15 protein-coding genes are annotated in these 15,635 nt (G+C 70.4%); 8 read left to right on the top strand and 7 right to left on the bottom strand.

The genetic code is table 11. The features are described from left to right. Window positions 1-13 precede the first annotated feature (13 nt). Window positions 14-328: a DUF6412 domain-containing protein gene (locus tag CCN37_RS13095; protein WP_246843002.1), complete on the bottom strand. Its 315-nt coding sequence runs from the start codon at window positions 326-328 to the stop codon at window positions 14-16. 137 nt (window positions 329-465) lie between these two features. On the opposite strand from CCN37_RS13095, the gene CCN37_RS13090 reads away from it, so the two are divergent. The 5 genes from CCN37_RS13090 to CCN37_RS13070 all read left to right on the top strand — a co-directional run bounded on the left by CCN37_RS13090 (window position 466) and on the right by CCN37_RS13070 (window position 6,856). After that, window positions 466-975, top strand: coding sequence for a hypothetical protein (locus CCN37_RS13090; RefSeq protein WP_086821026.1), 510 nt, complete (start codon window positions 466-468; stop codon window positions 973-975). Window positions 976-1,060: 85 nt separating this feature from the next. Further along, window positions 1,061-1,762 carry a TetR family transcriptional regulator gene (locus CCN37_RS13085; RefSeq protein ID WP_086821025.1) on the top strand — a complete coding sequence of 234 codons (702 nt, stop codon included), beginning with the start codon at window positions 1,061-1,063 and terminating at the stop codon, window positions 1,760-1,762. Further along, the gene (locus tag CCN37_RS13080; RefSeq protein ID WP_086821024.1) at window positions 1,762-4,275 is read left to right on the top strand and encodes an ABC transporter ATP-binding protein/permease; all 2,514 of its coding nucleotides are present in this window, start codon (window positions 1,762-1,764) and stop codon (window positions 4,273-4,275) included. The genes CCN37_RS13085 and CCN37_RS13080 overlap by 1 nt, the downstream gene beginning before the upstream one ends. Beyond that, on the top strand, window positions 4,272-5,996 hold the full coding sequence (locus tag CCN37_RS13075) for an ABC transporter ATP-binding protein (protein ID WP_086821023.1): 1,725 nt from the start codon (window positions 4,272-4,274) through the stop codon (window positions 5,994-5,996). The genes CCN37_RS13080 and CCN37_RS13075 overlap by 4 nt, the downstream gene beginning before the upstream one ends. Next, window positions 5,993-6,856 carry an alpha/beta fold hydrolase gene (locus tag CCN37_RS13070; RefSeq protein WP_086821022.1) on the top strand — a complete coding sequence of 288 codons (864 nt, stop codon included), beginning with the start codon at window positions 5,993-5,995 and terminating at the stop codon, window positions 6,854-6,856. Before CCN37_RS13075 ends, CCN37_RS13070 begins: the two co-directional genes overlap by 4 nt. Here CCN37_RS13070 and CCN37_RS13065 read toward each other — a convergent pair. Together CCN37_RS13065 and CCN37_RS13060 are read right to left on the bottom strand one after the other, a co-directional pair. Next, window positions 6,837-7,415: a C39 family peptidase gene (locus CCN37_RS13065; RefSeq protein ID WP_086821021.1), complete on the bottom strand. Its 579-nt coding sequence runs from the start codon at window positions 7,413-7,415 to the stop codon at window positions 6,837-6,839. The genes CCN37_RS13070 and CCN37_RS13065 overlap by 20 nt on opposite strands. An 82-nt stretch (window positions 7,416-7,497) precedes the next feature. Further along, window positions 7,498-8,889, bottom strand: a complete 1,392-nt coding sequence (locus CCN37_RS13060; RefSeq protein WP_086821020.1) for an FAD-dependent monooxygenase — start codon at window positions 8,887-8,889, stop codon at window positions 7,498-7,500. A 66-nt stretch (window positions 8,890-8,955) separates the two neighbouring features. Between CCN37_RS13060 and CCN37_RS13055 the strand changes: the two genes are divergently transcribed. Together CCN37_RS13055 and CCN37_RS13050 are read left to right on the top strand one after the other, a co-directional pair. Beyond that, entirely contained in the window at window positions 8,956-9,579 is a 624-nt protein-coding gene (locus CCN37_RS13055; protein WP_086821019.1) for a TetR/AcrR family transcriptional regulator, read from the top strand. Between the two features lie 35 nt (window positions 9,580-9,614). Then, window positions 9,615-9,974 carry a DUF6355 family natural product biosynthesis protein gene (locus CCN37_RS13050; RefSeq protein ID WP_143261587.1) on the top strand — a complete coding sequence of 120 codons (360 nt, stop codon included), beginning with the start codon at window positions 9,615-9,617 and terminating at the stop codon, window positions 9,972-9,974. A gap of 62 nt (window positions 9,975-10,036) precedes the next feature. Here CCN37_RS13050 and CCN37_RS13045 read toward each other — a convergent pair whose 3' ends face one another. The 3 genes from CCN37_RS13045 to CCN37_RS13035 form a co-directional block, all read right to left on the bottom strand. Continuing rightward, a complete protein-coding gene (locus tag CCN37_RS13045; RefSeq protein WP_086821017.1) occupies window positions 10,037-10,666 on the bottom strand; it encodes a LysE family translocator in 630 nt (209 codons plus the stop codon). An 82-nt stretch (window positions 10,667-10,748) separates the two neighbouring features. Beyond that, window positions 10,749-12,401: a glutamate--tRNA ligase gene (locus CCN37_RS13040; RefSeq protein ID WP_086821016.1), complete on the bottom strand. Its 1,653-nt coding sequence runs from the start codon at window positions 12,399-12,401 to the stop codon at window positions 10,749-10,751. 54 nt (window positions 12,402-12,455) lie between these two features. Next, on the bottom strand, window positions 12,456-13,610 hold the full coding sequence (locus CCN37_RS13035; RefSeq protein ID WP_086821015.1) for an alkaline phosphatase family protein: 1,155 nt from the start codon (window positions 13,608-13,610) through the stop codon (window positions 12,456-12,458). A 60-nt stretch (window positions 13,611-13,670) separates the two neighbouring features. On the opposite strand from CCN37_RS13035, the gene CCN37_RS13030 reads away from it, so the two are divergent. Continuing rightward, on the top strand, window positions 13,671-14,870 hold the full coding sequence (locus CCN37_RS13030; RefSeq protein WP_086821014.1) for a cytochrome P450: 1,200 nt from the start codon (window positions 13,671-13,673) through the stop codon (window positions 14,868-14,870). Here the strand turns inward: CCN37_RS13030 and CCN37_RS13025 are convergent. Beyond that, window positions 14,851-15,618, bottom strand: a complete 768-nt coding sequence (locus CCN37_RS13025) for a DinB family protein (RefSeq protein WP_086821013.1) — start codon at window positions 15,616-15,618, stop codon at window positions 14,851-14,853. The genes CCN37_RS13030 and CCN37_RS13025 overlap by 20 nt on opposite strands. Window positions 15,619-15,635 lie beyond the last annotated feature (17 nt).

The raw sequence follows: 15,635 nt of genomic DNA, 5'->3' as shown, positions 1-15,635 counted from the left end.
CGCCGGGTGTGTCTCAGGCGGTCGTGGTCCCGAACGACGGAGCTCGTGGCTTGGGGCGGCCCGGAGCGTCGGGGTCGCGCAGCCGGACGAAGTCGGCGAGGCGGGCGCGTTCGCGCAGGCTGATCGCGCGCACACGCATCGGGACGGCCGTTTCCAGGCGCCCGCACACCACGATCGCGACGGCGAAGGCGGCCGCGATACCCGCTGTCAGCGCGGTGGCCAGGCCCAGTGAGCCGTTTCCGGCCGCCGCGGGCAGGAGCACGAAGAGGGCAGGAAGGAAGAGGGCCAGCAGCAGCTGGACCCGCATCGCGACCGAAACCCGTCCCACGCGGTCACTGTACCGCCGTGCGCGGGCACAGAGATCCGACAGTGACAAAGGAGTCGAACTGTGCCGCGTTGCACCCGGCGTCACGCCGGTGCTTTCGTCGAACTGCTCCAGTTGGTCCAGTGAAGTGAGGAATCACCATGAGCGCAGCGCGCTCCCTCGTCACCATCGCGCTCGCCGCCTGCGCGGCGTTCGTCTCGGTGGCCGCTCCGGCGCAAGCCGCCCCGACCACGGCCTGGGTGGCCGCCCCCGGCCAGGCTCCCGCCCAGCCGCCGCCGTGGGCCCCGTGCGGCATCGGCGACGCCGCGGGCAAGATCGCCCACCTGTACCCGGGCGGTGCCGCGTTGCGATGCGGCACCGAGACGTGGGGCTACCGGCACATCCTCAAGCGCCACCTCAAGGACTTCGAGGTGATGGCCTTCGGCACCGCCCAGAACTGGCGCGACATCGCGCACCTGGCGATCTACCACACGATGCAGACGCCGGAGCGCAACACCTCCGTGTCCGGTGGCAAGACGTGCCGCTCGCGCAACATCATCCTGGTCAACCTGCAGACCAAGAAGGAGGTCGGCCGCAAGGTCGTCCGCGTGGTCACCAGCGACACCAAGAACAACGACATCATCACCGCCTACCCGGCCGGCCACTGCTGATCCTCGACGGACGGCCACGGGCTTGACTCGGCGGTTAGGTCAGCCTTAGTTTCACCCGGTAACTTACTGGGTGAGGAGGGCTGGGGTGACGCGTGCGGTCGGTGGTCGTCCGGCGAAGATCGCGGTCGAGGACATCGTGCGGGTGGGGCGCGAGCTGGGCATGCGCCAGCTCAGCGTCAAGGCGGTCGCGAGCGGGCTCGGGGTCAGCTCGACGGCGCTGTACCGGCACGTGGAGGGGCGCTGGGGGCTGGAGCGGCTGATCGGCGAGAGCATCCTGGCCGAGCTGCGGTTGCACGACGACCCGGAGCACGACGCGCCCAGGCACCTGCTGTCCTTCGCGATGCAGATGCGGTCGTTCGCGCTGCGGCACCCCGGGCTGGTGGGCTACCTGCAGCTGCTGTTCCCGCGCGGGGAGAGCGGCCAGCGGCTGCTCGCGGTCGAGGTGGAAGCGTTGGGGCGGCGGGGTTACGCGCCGGACGCGGCGATCGCGCTGAGCAGTTCGGTCGCCTCGTTGACGATCGCGATGACCGCTTCGGAGGAGAACAGCGCGGCGGCCGAGGTCGCGGACGCGGGCGGCCTGGCCCGTGAGCGGGAAGCGGTGGTGGACAGGCTCGCCAACGACGACCGCCTCGGCAGCGCGCCGTCGACGTTGCCGCAGATCGAGCGCCCGGAGTACGTGCGGTTGCTGCTGACGGCCTCGATCAAGGGCTTGGTCGAGGTGTGCCCACCCGGGCGCCCGGTCACGGAGATGATCGCGGAGCTGGCGGCGGCCGGGGCGGGTGTCTGATGGCGCGGGGCTTACAAGGCGCGATGATGCGCGGGTTCGGCGCGCGCGATCACGAAGCGACCGTCCTCGGCACCCAGCTGCTCGCGCCGCACTTCTTGCGCATCACGTTCTCCGCTCCCACGGTGTTCGAGGACGTCACCGCCGGGCCGACCGCGTGGCTGCGCTTCTGGTTCCCCGACCCGGACGGCGGAGAGGCGGAGCACCAGCGCGGCTACACGCTCGCGGAGGCTGACCCGGCAGCCGGGACGTTCGCGATCGACGTGGTGCTGCACGACCCGGCAGGGCCCGCGTCGCGGTGGGCACGAACCGCGCGACCGGGCATGACAGTGCCGGTGATGTCGTTGGGCTCCACGGTGTTCGAGGTCCCGGAGGAGCGCCCGGCGGGCTATCTGCTCGTCGGCGATTCGGCGGCGATCCCAGCCATCAACGGTATCCTGGAGACCGTCCCGGACGACCTGCCGATCGAGCTCTACCTCGAAGAACACGGTGCCGAGGACCGGCAGATCCCGCTGCGCGACCACCCCCGGCTTCGGCTGCGTTGGGTGCCGCGCAAGGACGCGGGCAGTCTGGCGGCGGCGATCGAGGCCAGGGACTGGTCGAACTGGAGCGCGTGGCTCGCGACCGAAGCGGGCTCGTTCAAACACCTGCGCGCCCGGCTCAAGGACTCCTTCGGCTTCCCGAAGTCCGAGGTCTACGGCCGCGCCTACTGGTACTACGGCAAAGCGATGGGCTCGTTCCGTTCGGTCAAGTCCGAAGTGGACGAAGACCCGATGCCTGCTCCCGACGTCAGAGGGGAATGGCGGGCGCAGGCATCGGGTCGGCTGCTGGCTCCGTTGCGCCGCAAGCTGATCGCTGCCGGAGTCCTCCAGGCCGTCGTCACGCTCGTGCGGTTGGCGCCGTTCGTGTTGCTGGCGGAGCTGGCGCGCTTGGTGCTCGCGGGCGCGGAGGCGTCGAGCCTGTGGGGCGTCGGGATCGCCGCGCTGGTGGTGCTCGGCGCGGGCACGGTGCTGGAGTCGGCGCTGTCGCTGTGGTTGCACGCGGTGGACGCCAAGTTCGCGCGAGGGGTTCGACAGCGGTTGCTGGGCAAGCTGGCGAGGCTGCCGCTGGGCTGGTTCACCGAGCGCGGCTCGGGCGCGATCACCAATCTGGTGCAGGGCGACACGTTGTCGTTGCACTACCTGGTCACACACGCGGTACCGGACGCCGTGGCCGCGATCGTGGCGCCGTTCGCGGTGCTCGGCTACCTGTTCGTGGTGGACTGGCGGCTCGCGCTGGCGTTGCTGGCACCGATCCTGGTCTACGTCGTGACAATGGCGATCATGCTCGTGCAGTCCGGCCAGAAGACCAAGCAGGCGCAGCAGTGGGCCGACCGCATGGCGGGGGAGGCGGGCGCCTACCTCGAAGGCCAGCCGGTGATCCGCGTGTTCGGCGGCGCGGCGGCGTCGAGCTTCCGGCGTCGGCTGGACGAGTACGTCGCGTTCCTCGGCGACTGGCAGCGGCCGTTCACCGGCAAGAAGACGTTGCTGGACTTCGCGACCAGGCCCGCGACGTTCCTGCTGCTGATCACCGGGCTCGGCACGCTGCTCGTGCTCGGCGGTACCGATCCCGGAGTGCTGCTGCCGTTCCTGTTGCTGGGCACCACGTTTGGCGCGCGCCTGCTCGGCGTCGGCTACGGGCTGGCGGGGTTGCGGCAGGGTGTGCTCGCCGCGCGGCGCATTCAGGTCGCCCTGGATTCGGAGGAGTTGACGACACGCGAGGACGGTGGCACGGGGGAGCCGGGGACGGTGGAGCTGGACCGCGTGTCTTTCGCTTACCGCCCAGGCATTCCAGTGCTCGATGAGGTTTCTCTGGCGCTGCGGCCGGGGACAGTGACCGCGCTCGTCGGGCCGTCAGGGTCTGGCAAGTCGACCCTGGCGGCGCTCGTGGCGCGCTTCCACGACGTGGGTTTCGGCAGCATCCGGATCGGCGGCAGGGACATCCGGTCGCTCACCGCCGACGAGCTGTACAGCCGCGTCGGCTTCGTGTTGCAGGAGACCCAGCTCGTGCACGGGACGGTTCGTGACAACATCGCGCTCGCGGTGCCCGACGCGACGGACGAGCAGGTGCACGCGGCGGCTCGTGACGCACAGATCCACGATCGGATTTCCCGCCTGCCGCAAGGATATGACACGGTTCTCGGCCCAGGGGTGCAACTCTCGGGCGGAGAACGGCAACGGCTCACGATCGCCCGGGCCCTGCTCGCCGATGCGCAGGTGCTGGTGCTCGACGAAGCGACGGCGTTCGCTGATCCGGAGTCCGAGTACCTGGTGCAGCAGGCCCTGAACCGGCTCACCGCAGGGCGAACGGTTCTCGTCATCGCCCACCGGCTGCACACGATCACCGACGCGGACCGAATCGTCGTGCTCGACCACGGCCGCATTGCCGAGACCGGCACCCATGAGGAACTGCTTGCGGCCGACGGCCGGTACAGCAGCCTGTGGCGCGCGGGGAAAGTCAACGAGGAGGTCCGGTGATCCGCACCCTGCTGCGGCTGATCCCCGCTCAGCGCGCGCGTTTGTGGCGCCACGGCACACTCACGGTCGTGTCGGTGCTGCTCCGCGCGGCGGGCGTCGTCGTGCTCGTCCCGCTCGTCGCGGCGCTGTTCGGGCCTTCGCCGACCGAAGCGGTGCCGTGGCTCGGCGTGCTTGCAGCCGCGACGGTCGCCGGTTGGGGAGTGGACGCGGTCGTGGCTCGGATGGGCTTCGACATCGGTTTCGCGTTGCTGGACAACGCTCAGCACGATGTCGCGGACCGGCTCACGCAGGTTCGACTGTCCTGGTTGGACAGTTCGACGACGCCGACCGCGCGGCAGGCGATCGCCGCGACAGGGCCGGATCTTGTTGGTCTGATCGTGTATCTGCTCACGCCGCTGGCCGGAGCCGTGCTGCTGCCGATCGCGATCGCTTTGGCGCTGATGCTGATCGCGTGGCCGCTGGGCGTTGCCGCGCTCGCCGGAGTTCCGGTGCTGCTGGGGGCTTTGTGGGCGTCCGGTCGTCTCGCGCGAAGCGCTGATCGGACGGCTTCGGAGGCGAACAGCGCTCTGACGGAGCGCATCGTGGAGTTCGCGCGCACGCAGCAAGCTCTGCGGGCGGCACGCCGTGTCGAGCCTGAGCGCAGCCACGCGGGCGCGGCGCTCGACGCCCAGCACGGCGCGACGATTCGGTTGCTGCGCATGCAGATTCCGGGTCAGCTGTTGTTCAGCCTGGCCACGCAGCTCGCGCTGATCGTGTTCGCGGGCACCGTGATCGCGCTCGCCGTGGGCGGATCGCTGAGCCCACCCGAGGCGGTCGCGCTCATCGTGGTCATCGCGCGGTACTTGGAGCCGTTCAGCGCGCTCGCGGACCTGTCGCCGGGGCTTGAAGCCGTGACCACCGCGCTCACCAGGATTCGCGCCGTGCTGACCGCGCCGACCGACTCCGCCGCATCATCGGTCCACAGTGGACAGTCCGCTCCGCGCATCACGCTGGAGAACGTGGTTCACCGGTACACGACGGAGGACGTGCTGTCGGGCTTCGACCTGACGTTGGAGCCGGGCACCACGACCGCGATCGTCGGGCCGTCCGGCTCGGGCAAGAGCACGGTGCTCGCGCTGCTGGCCGGGCTCCACCGCCCCACCAGCGGCCGCGTGCTCGTCGATGGCACTGACCTGGCTGAGCTGACCGCTGACGCGCGACGCGACCTGGTCAGCGTGGTCTTCCAGCAGCCCTACCTGTTCGAGGGCAGCGTGCGGGACAACATCCTTGCCGGACAAGCGAATCCGGATGCTGAACGGTTCGCCGAAGTGCTCCGGCTGGCGCGGGTGGACGAGCTGGTCCAACGGCTGCCGAACGGCGAGAACACCCGCGTCGGCGAGGCCGGTGGCGCCCTTTCCGGCGGTGAGCGCCAACGCGTGTCCATCGCCCGCGCGCTGCTCAAGCCCGCGCCCGTGCTGCTGGTCGACGAGGCCACGAGCGCGCTCGACACGGAGAACGAGACTGCCGTGGTGCAGGCGTTGAGCGCCGACTCGGTGCCGCGCACGCGCGTGATCGTCACGCATCGCGTGGGCGGAGTCCGGCACGTCGACCGCGTGGTGTTCCTCGAAGACGGGCGGATCGCCGAGGACGGCTCCGTGGAAGAACTGCTGGCCAAGGGCGGTCGGTTCGCGGAGTTCTGGCGACACCAGCTGGACAGCGCGGACTGGCGGATCAGCTCATGACGCACACACAGGGCACGTCGGAGTGGGTTCCCCTGCCAGACGGTCGTCGGCTGCACGCGATGGTGCTGCCCGGCCCCAGCTCTGGTGTTGGAGTTGCGCCGACCGTCGTCTTCGAGGCAGGGGCCGCCGCGACGCGCTCCTCCTGGGCCGGGGTTCAGCCGCTCGTCGCCTCGCGTGCTCGCGCGATCGTCTACGACCGCTCCGGGCTCGGCCGCAGCGCTCCCGACCCGCGCGGCCGCACGCTGAGTCGGATGGCCGCTGACCTCGGCGCGCTGCTCGACCACTTCGGTCCGGGGCCGTTCGTGCTGGTCGGACACAGCGCGGGCAGCCCCATCGTCCGCCTCGCCGCCTCCGCGTCGCCCTCGCGGATCGTCGGGCTCGTGCTGGTCGACCCGACCGATGAGGCGGCTGACGTCCTGTTCGGGCGTGGTTTCCGCCGTGCTGAGCGGGTGGCGATCGCGACCGGGGCCGTGCTCGCGCGCTTGGGCCTGCTGCGCTTCGCCTACCGCTCGTTGCTGCGCGGTATCCCCGAGGACGTGCGCCAGGACCTGGTGCGCGAGGCGTTCCACGCCGGAGTCGTCCGCACCCAACGGCTTCAGTCCCGGACGTTCCTCGACGAGCTGGCCGCGTGGCGCAATCACCCGCCCTCGACGGAGGGCATCCCGCTGACCGTGATCTCCGGCGCGCTCAGCGGGGGCGGCATGACCTCGGCCATGCGCGCCGAGGCCATCGCCGCCCACGCCCGCCGAGCCGCTTCCTCGCCCGGCGGGCGCCACGTCCTTGCCAGGCGCTCCGGCCACTACGTGCCGGTGACCGAGCCCGACGTGGTCGTGGAGGCGATCACATCACGATTGCCTTGATCGGGATCTGGCTGACGTCGAGCCAGCGCGACGCCGGAACGTTCTTCCAGCCGGGCCGCTGCGCGACCGGGTCGTGGACGAGCACGCTGCGCCCGTCGACACCCGCGACAGCCACCCAGTGGTCGACGCTCTGCGGGTAGCCGGGCATCCTGCCGTTGATCGCGAGCGCGATCGGCACGCCGTAACGCAGGTCGTCCCGCGCCGCCTGGATCAGGTGGTCCTTGGCCGCGCCCTGGTCCATCTTGTCGGCCTCGATCACCCGGTAGGTGTGGCGGCTCTGGAGCTGGTTCAGCCCGTTGCGCATGCCCCACCTGTTGGTCTGATTGCTCGTGTAGTAGCCCACCGGGCCCTTGAGCTGTTCGACGCTCATGGAAACGCCGAGCGGCCCGAGGAGCATCTTCGCCGTGGTGGGTCCGCAGGTGGTGCCGTCCGGTTGCTGCGACCACGTGACGGGGACTTCCAGGCGGGACTGCGCGGCGGCGGTTGCCGGGGTGGCGATGGCGAGGGCCAGCGCGAGGACGGACACGGTCCGCGCGAGTAGACCTGCGGCGTGTTTCATCGAGTGCTCCTTTGACGACGGCGCCGACCCCTGGTGGGTCGGCGCCGTCTGACAATGGATCTTCAAGTGCGCAGGTCAGCGCTCAGTTGAACAACTCCGCCAAGTACTTCAGCACCGGGTCGGCGTCGGTGCTGATCACCGCGATGTGGTGGTCGGGCCGGATCAGTGCGACGGCGTCGCCCTCGATGCCGAAGCCCTCCGCGCCGGCTCCCGCGCGCACCAGGTCCGGGTGCGCGTCGGCGACCTCGCGCTGTCCGGCGCGGCCGGACTCGCCGAATCCGAGCACGGTGAACAGCGGACCTGCCGCTGATCCGGTCGGCGCGCGGTCACCCGCCTGGAGGACACCGAGGCTCTGCCCGGCGAGGGAACTCCAGCGGTAGTTGATGCCGAGTCCGCTGACCTCCGTGACCGCCACGGTGTCCAGCCCCGTGCCCGGAACGTGCAGCTTCGCCATCGCCGCGTCGAGCCGTTCCGTGGAGAGGTTCAGCGTCCACGCGGCGATCGGCAGCCGCTCCTCCTGGTAGGTGTCCAGCAACGTCCCGTTCGCGCGGCCGGAGGCCACCAGTGCCAGCTTCCACCCGAGGTTCCACGCGTCCTGGATGCCGGTGTTCATGCCGAGCCCGCCCGCGATCGGGTGCACGTGCGCGGAGTCGCCCGCCAGCAGCACCCGCCCCACGCGCATCTGCTCGACCATCCGGACGTTGATCCGCCAGCTCGACAGCCAGGTCGCGTTGCGCAGCTCCAGCCCTCGTACGCGCGCGTGGCGTTCGAAGCGCCGCTGGAAGGACTCCAGCGAAGGCTCGATCATGCTGCCGTCCTCGGTGAACTCCGGCGCGGTCTGCACCTGCCACGCCGAGGTGCCTCGGAACGGACAGAGCATGAACGCGCCCTCGTCGTCGACCCACTGGTGCCAGTACTCGCGGTCGAGCCCGTCGACCTCGACGTCACCGCAGATCATCGACTGCTCCTGCGCGCTCTCGCCGACGAAGGCCAGACCGAGCAGCCTGCGCACCGTGCTCCGCCCGCCGTCGCAGCCGATCAGGTAGCCCGTCTCGGCCGTGCGGCCGTCCGCGAGCTCGACCACCACGCGGTCCTCCGCCTGGGTGAACCCGGTCAGCTCCGCGCCGAACTCGACGTGCACCCCGTGGGTGGCGAGCTGCTCGCGCAGGGCCTCCTCCACGCCGGTCTGGGTGAGGAACAGCGTGCTCTCGCCGAAGGGCGCGCTGTCGCTCACGTGCTCGCCGTTGAAGTACTTCCGGTACTTCTGGCTCGCCGTGCCGATCTCCGCGATCCGAGGGCCTACGCCCAGGTCGGCCATGATCTCCACGCTGCGGGCGTGCAGGGTCTTGCCGCGCGAGCCGGTCTGCGGCCTCGGCGAGCGCTCCAGGACGCGCACCGCGATCCCCCTGCGGGCGAGGTCGAGTGCGAGGACAAGTCCGGTCGGCCCGGCTCCACTGATCATCACGTCGCTCATGCCGACCAGTAAAACACAACTCGGTTATGTTTTTAACTGGGTAATGCAGTCTGGTAGGGTGAGCCCATGAGCGGGCTGAGGGACCTGAAGAAGGAACGCACGCGCCAGGCGCTCTCCGACGCGGCCGTCACCCTGTTCCTGACCAGGGGCTTCGACCAGGTGTCCGTCGCCGACGTGGCGGCCGCCGCCGAGGTCTCCAAGCCGACGCTGTTCCGCTACTTCGACTCCAAGGAGGACCTGGTCCTGCACCGCGCCGCCGACCACTTCGGCGAGGCTGCCCGCGTGGTCCGCGACCGCGCGCCGGACCAGGCGCCGATTTTCGCGCTGCACCAGCACTTCCAGCGCGGTCTCGACTCGCACGCGCCGACGACGGGCCTGTGCGACTCGCCCGATGTGCTTGCCTACCACCGGCTGGTCTTCGACACGCCCAGCATCGCCGCGCGGCTCCGCGAGGTCACCGCCGACGACATCGCCTCGCTCACCGAAGCGCTGCGCGGGGCGACCCCGGGCGACCTGCTGCCCCGGCTCATCGCCGCGCAGTACGCGATCGCGCGCGAGATCCTGGCCCGCGAAAACTGGGCCAAGCTCGCCTCGGGCCGCACCGCGGCGTCCGTCCACCCGGAGGCGACCGCCGCTGCGAGCGCCGCGTTCTCCCTTCTGGCACAAGGCGCGACAACGCACGGCTACTAGCGCCGGTTGCCTTGACCTGACACTTTCACCGCTGCGTGAAGCTTTTGCGCGCGGATTTCGCGGTGGTTAATTTCCGCGATGAAATGCAGGTTTCGTACGTGAAAAAGCTGGGGGTTATCGTGTCGATGAGGTTGTTGTCCGCCGCGCTCGTGCTGTGCGCGTCCGCGATCGGACTGGCTGGTACCGCGAACGCCGCCGAGAGCGCGATGGCGGGGCACCCGTGCGGTTACTTCGTCATCAACAACAACGCTTACTACAACCACTGCGGCCCGTCGAACGTCCTCGTCCACATCGAGAAGGTCTTCGGCGACGATGAAGAGTGCCTTCCCCCGGGGGTCACGCCGATCGGTTTGCAGCCGTGGACTTACGGTGCCTACTACGTCAGGCCGTGCTGATCGCCCGGTCGTCGTGACCAGCCCTCACACGGCCTTCGGGTCGTGTGAGGGCTCGTGGTCGACTAGTCGACTGCCAGGCGGACGCCGAGGCCGATGAAGATGCCGCCGGTGGCGACGTCGATGCGGCGCTTGGCGGAGCGACGGCGCCGCAGCCACCCGCCGATGCGCCCGGCGAGCACGCCGACGGTGCCGTCGACGATGAACTCCAGCACGACGAGCACGGCGCCCAGGATCGCGAACTGCAACCACACCTGGCCGAGCTCGGGGCTGACGAACTGGGGCAGGAACGCGATGGTGAAGGTGACCATCTTCGGGTTGATCAGATTGGTGAACAGGCCGTTGAGGAACGCCTTGCGCGCGGTCATCCCGCCGCCGGAGGCCTCGACGTCGGGTGTCTGCTCGCCGCGGTGGCGGATCATCTGCACGCCGAGGTAGATCAGGTACGCGGCGCCGACGACGCGGACGACGGTGAAGGCGGTGGGTGCCGCCTCGAACAGCGCGGCGAGGCCGGCGGCGGCGAGCGCGACGTGCACGATCTCGCTGACCGCGACTCCGGCGGTGGCGAACAGTCCGGCGCGGGGGCCGCCCTTGATGCCGCAGCCCAGCACGAACAGCATGTCGGGGCCTGGCGTGAGCATGGCGACCAACGTGGTCATCGTGAACAGCGCGAGGAGGTGCGGGTCGACGGGCATGACCGCAGCATGTCACGCCCGCGCGCCCCAGACCAGCCAAAACGAGGCGGCCGTCCACAGTGGACGGCCGCCCCGGGAGCGACTACGCGGTCAGCGGGGCGAGCCTGCGCAGCGTCTCCTCCTGGCCGATGGCCCTGGTGATCGCGTGCAGGTCGGGGCTGCGGGTGGAGCCGGTGATGGCGATGCGGATGATCTGCGAGGCCTCGCGGATGGAGCCGGGGAAGGACTCGGGGTCCTTCTTGTACTCCTTGGCGTTGCGGGCGAAGCCGTGCTTGGCGGCCAGGTCGCGGATCTGGCCGAACCACTCCTGCCCGTCCTCCAGCTGCTGGTAGCCCTCGACGAAGTCGCGCACCAGCGCGCTGACGACGTCGGCGGGCACGCCCAGCGCGGTGATCCGCTCGTCGGCGACGCCGGTCACCGCCTCGTGCAGCTGCGGGAAGAAGAAGCCGTAGGCCTCGCGGAACTCGCTCCACTTGCGGAGGTCCTTGCGCGGGTTCTCCACGCCGTCGCGCTCCACCGCCAGGCCGCGCAGCGCCAGCTCGGGCTCGGCCTCCAGGACCTTGCGCAGCTCCTGGTCGAAGGTGGCCGACCACTCCAGCATGGCGTCCAGGATCTCCTGGCCGGACAGCGTCGCGATGTGGTCGGCGGAGAGCGCGTCGAGCTTCACCAGGTCGACGAGCGGCCCGGCGACACCGCAGTTGGCGAGCTGGATGGGCTCGGCCAGCGCCTGCTCCAGCGGCAGCTCGGCGAGGCGGCCGTTGGCCAGCCCGCGCAGGTAGTAGAGCACCGCGGCGGCGGGGTAGCCGGCCTCGATGTAGAAGTCGACACCGGCCTCGGGGTCCTTGCGCTTGGACAGCTTGCGCTTGCTGCTGCCCTCCTGCTTCATCAGCGGCGCGATGTGCGCGTAGGTGATCGGCTCGAAGCCGAGCGCCGCGAACAGCTGCTGGTGCAACGGCACCGACGAGATCCACTCATCGCCGCGGATGACCAGGTTGACGCGCATCAGGTGGTCGTCGACGGCGTGCGCGAAGTGGTAGGTGGGCAGGCGCGGGGACTGCGCGGAGCTCTTCAGCACGACGACGTCGTTGCGGTTGGCCTCGGCCTCGATGTCACCGCGGATCGCGTCGGTGAAGCGGGCCCGGTGCCCGGCGTCCTCCGGCGCGCGGAAGCGCACGACGTAGGGCTCACCGGCGTCGAGCTTGGCCTGGACCTGCTCGGCGGTGGCGTTGCGCCACAGCGACCAGCGGCCGTAGTAGCCGGGCGCGACCTTCTGCGCGTTCTGCCGCTTGGTGATGTCGGCCAGCTCGTCCTTGGTGGCGAAGTCCAGGTAGGCGCGGCCTTCGCGGAGCAGCTCGCGCGCGTAGGTGAGGTAGACGCGCTCGCGCTGCGACTGCGCGTACGGGGCGTAGTCGCCGCCGAGGTCGACGTCCTCGTCGGCCACCAGGTCGAAGTAGGCGAAGGCGCGGCGGAACTGCTCCAGCGCGCCCTCGACCTCGCGGGACTGGTCGGTGTCCTCGATGCGGACCAGGTAGCGGCCACCCGAGCGGCGCGCGATGTCCTGGTCGATGGTGGCGACGTAGACCCCGCCGATGTGCACGAAACCGGTCGGCGACGGGCCGAACCGGGTGACCAGGGCCCCCTCGGGCAGCTCGCGAGCCGGGTACTGCTGTTCCCAGTGCTGGGGCTCGGGGAGGTCTGCGGGGAACAGCGCGTCGATGACAGCTCGGTCCAGCATCGGGGGTCAGGTCTCCTGGCGTTGTGCAGCACAGATCATGCGTGGATGGGTGCCTCACACGGTAACGCAGCCCTTGACGAGCAGAGGCACCAGTTGTTCTTCGGCGGTGAGCGAGCCGTGCTGGCCGAAGAAATCACTGACGCGCGGTTCTCGACGGGAGCTGACCACGACGAGGGAGTCCTTCGCGGCCACGACGAGATCGCCGACGCGCTCGCGCACGCGGTCACCGACGTGCGGGCCGAACCAGCCGTTGCTGATCGCCTCGTCCCGGGTGCTGATCCACGCGCGGTCGCCGAGCACCGCCCTCCAGCGCGCGAGCACGTCGTCGGTGGCTCCGGAGTGGGTGTAGACGTGGCGGACGCGCGCTTCGCCACCGAGCAGCCGCACGTCCTCGCTGAGCCGGTCGTCGGCGTCGAAGTCGACCTTGTCCGCGTCGCCGACCGCCACCATGCCGTGGTCGGCGGTGATCACCAGCGTGCTGTCGGCGGGCATGTCCTCGGCGAGCGAGGCGGCGAGCAGGTCGACGAAGCGGAGCTGCCGTCGCCACGGCGCGCTTCCGGGGCCGTAGCGGTGGCCGATCGCGTCGAGGTCAGCGTGGTAGGCGTAGCAGAACACCCGCCCGGGCTCGCGCATCGCGCCGATCGCCCGGCTGACCAGGTCGCCGAGCGCGAACGTGCCGAGGAACCCACCGCCGCGCAGGACGGCCCGGGTGAGGCCGCTGCGCTGCTGGACCTGAGGAGCGACCAGCCGCACCGCCACGCCAGCGGCCTCCGCGCGCTGCCACACGGTCGGGTGAGGCTGGATCTCTTCGGGGATGAGGGTCGAGCGCAGGTCCACGTGCTCGGCGACCCCGTGGCGGTGCCACCGCAGCGCGTCCAGCAGCTCGTCCCCGGCGGCGAAGGAGAAGCCGACGAAGCCGTGCTCGCCCGCGGGCGTCCCGGTGCCGAGCGAGGCGAGGCTGGTCGCGGTGGTGGCGGGAAAACCGCAGGTGATCGGACGGCTCGTGGTGAAAGACGAGAGGAACGGCGCGTCGGCGGCGTGGTCGGCGAGCAACTGCCAGCCGAGGCCGTCGACCAGCAGCAGGCACACCTTGGGCGTCGGGGCGAAGCCGAGCACGTCGACCGCGCCGGGAACGCCGAGCGCGGCCAGCAGCGACGGCGTGAGGTCGGCGAGCGTTCCGGCTCCATAGGCGGGCACCAAAGGTTCCACGCGTTGATCCTAGAAGCCGCCTAGCATCGAAACACCTGCACACCAACGGGATTCGAGGCCATGCGAACAGCTGACATCGACGTGCTGAGCTGCCACGTGTACGCCGACGGTGTGCCCCACGACCAGCTCGCCCACCTGCGGCGCACCGCGCCCGTGCACCGCCAGGACATCCCCGACCCGCACCTGCTCGACTCCGCCTGGGTGATCACCAGGGCCGAGGACGTCCGCGCGATCAGCACGCGGCCCGAGCTCTTCTCCTCCGCCCAGGGGATCTCGCTGCGCGCCCGGCGCACGGCCGAGGCGAAGAAGCTCGACGTCGGCAACTTCATCAACCTCGACGACCCGGAGCACCGCCGGCTGCGCACGCTCGTCGGCAAGGGCTTCACCCCGCGCATCGTCCGGCGCTTCGAGCAGGACCACCGCGCGCTCGCGGAGAGCATCGTCGAGCGCGCGCTGCGGCTGGGCACCTTCGACTTCGTCGCGGAGGTCTCCGCCGAGCTGCCGCTGCTGGCGATCTGCAAGCTGCTCGGCGTTCCCGAGGCCGACCGCGCGCTGTTCTACCACTGGAGCAACGTGCTGATGGGCGCGGAGGACCCGGATTACGCCCGGCCGCCCTCGGAGCTGGCCGAGATCGTCGTGCGCTTCCGCCAGTACATCCTGGAGCTGGTGGCGGTGCGCCGCGCCGACCCGCGCGAGGACATCCTGTCGACGCTGGCGCAGCAGGAGCTGACCGATGACGAGATCGCCGGTTTCGCGTTGTTGCTCATGGTCGCGGGCAACGAGACCACGCGGAACACGTTGTCGCACGGGCTGATCGCGCTGATGGAACACCCCGAGCAGTGGCAGGCGCTGCGCGCTGACCCGAGCCTGCTCGACGGCGCGGTCGAGGAGATCCTCCGCTGGGCTTCGCCGGTGAACTACATGGCGCGCACCGTCGTGCGGGATACCGAGCTGCGCGGAATCCCGCTGCGCGAGGGCGAGCGCGTCGCGCTGATGTACGCATCAGCCAACCGCGACGAGGAGGTGGTGGAGAACGGCGACGCCTTCGACATCACGCGGGGCGAGCAGCGGCACCTGTCCTTCGGCATGGGACCGCACTTCTGCCTCGGCGCGCACCTGGCCCGGGGCGAGGCGAAGGCGGTCCTGGCCGAGCTGCTGCGCCGCGTGCGGAGCTTCCACCCGGCCGGACCGGTCCGCAGGCTGCGCTCCAGCTTCGTGCACGGAATCAAGGAGCTGCCCGTCACGGCTCGCTTGGCGTAGGCAGGTCGCGCTCGGCGTGGAGCCGGTGCTCCCACTCCTCGTTCACCACGATCCACAGGCACGTCCGGAACGAGAAGTCCTCGGCCTGGGGCCAGCCCGGTTCGGTGCGCGTCACCTGGGAGTCCAGTTGCTCGTCGGTCAGCGACTCGATCACCGAGCGCACCATCGCCCGGCGTTCGCGGCGGACCGCGAGGACCTCCTCCAGCGAGGGGCGGGCCTCGCGGTCCCAGGGGATGCCGTCCCAGCCGGGCGCCTCGTCCCACGGCAGGTCCAGCGGGTGCCACGGCGACGCGGTGCCCAGCACCATCCGCCCCACCCACGCGGCGCTGGCGAAGTTGAGGTGCCGCAACGTCTGGATGAAGGACCACTCGCCGTCGACGCCGCGGTGCAGCTCCGCCTCCGGCAGCCGCCGCGCGCGCTCCACCGTGCCAGCCCACAGCTCTTCCAGTACCGGCCACGCTTCGCGGAAGTCGTTGGCGCTCTTGGGATTCATCTTCGCGCGCTCGGGCATGCGGCGGTTCAGCTCCGCGTCGATGAGCGGCGCGACGTCGACTCCGTTGATCACCAGGTTGCGCAGCTCTCCGCTGATCTCCACGTCGACCAGTTCGACGCCGCGCATCTTCGTGCCGTGGAAGAGGGCGCCGCGCACGTCGGCGCCGCTGAAGTCCACGTGCCGGAACGTCGCGTCCCGGAGCTTCGTGCGCTGGAAGTGCGCTCCGCTGAGGTCCTGCTCGTGGAACTCGGTCATGCCCAGCACCGTAGAGC

Source organism: Allokutzneria sp. NRRL B-24872 (assembly GCF_002155965.1).
Taxonomy (GTDB): Bacteria; Actinomycetota; Actinomycetes; order Mycobacteriales; family Pseudonocardiaceae; genus Allokutzneria.
Note: the sequence above shows the minus strand (reverse complement) of the source record. Positions and strands in the feature narration are given on the sequence as shown.